The 585-nt window shown below is 65.1% G+C and carries 1 protein-coding gene; it reads left to right on the top strand.

The window, feature by feature from the left end; translation table 11 throughout:
* Positions 1-585 (top strand): DUF4192 family protein (locus HMPREF2656_RS02525; protein ID WP_141760983.1); only part of this gene is annotated, 585 nt, incomplete at both ends.

Here is a 585-nt window from a genome sequence, read left to right as displayed (position 1 = left end):
AGGGCGTCGACACCGTCCGCCTCGGCCCGGTCGCGCGGTTCGATCTGGACGAGGCCGTGGAGAAGCTCACCGAGAGTCGCGAGCGGTTCGCAGCGTGGGTCCACCACCTCGAACTCGACGCTGTTATCGCGTACATGATCAGCGATGACATTGCGCAGCCGGTCTTTGACGAGACGGCCACGTATCTCACTAGTGGGGCAGTGCACCTACCGCCGCTGCTCGGGGTGGTGCAAGTGCCCGAGATCGTCACCGGGGCTGCGTGGTGGTCTGTGTACCAGCATCCGCTCATCGACGAGCCGCGCCACGGTGTTGTCGGCGAGGTCGCCGCATCAGCGGCGCTGCAGCAGATGCTAGAGCACACCGGCGAGCTGCCGGAGCCGAGCAAAGACGACATCGAGGCACGCCTGAACAGCACCGATCACGGCATCGACGCTGCCGAGCACGCCGACATCATCGAAGACGCGCTGGCGTATATCCCGCCCATGTTCTCCGACGTGCTGCAGCGTGAATACGAGCAGGCGGCGGCAGGAATAACCCAGCCGAGCACGCGCGCTGTTCGATCGGCGCTGAAATGCTTCACCACGC

Source organism: Corynebacterium sp. HMSC034B08, assembly GCF_001835805.1.
GTDB lineage: Bacteria > Actinomycetota > Actinomycetes > Mycobacteriales > Mycobacteriaceae > Corynebacterium > Corynebacterium coyleae.
This window is presented reverse-complemented; position numbering and strand designations above follow the sequence as displayed.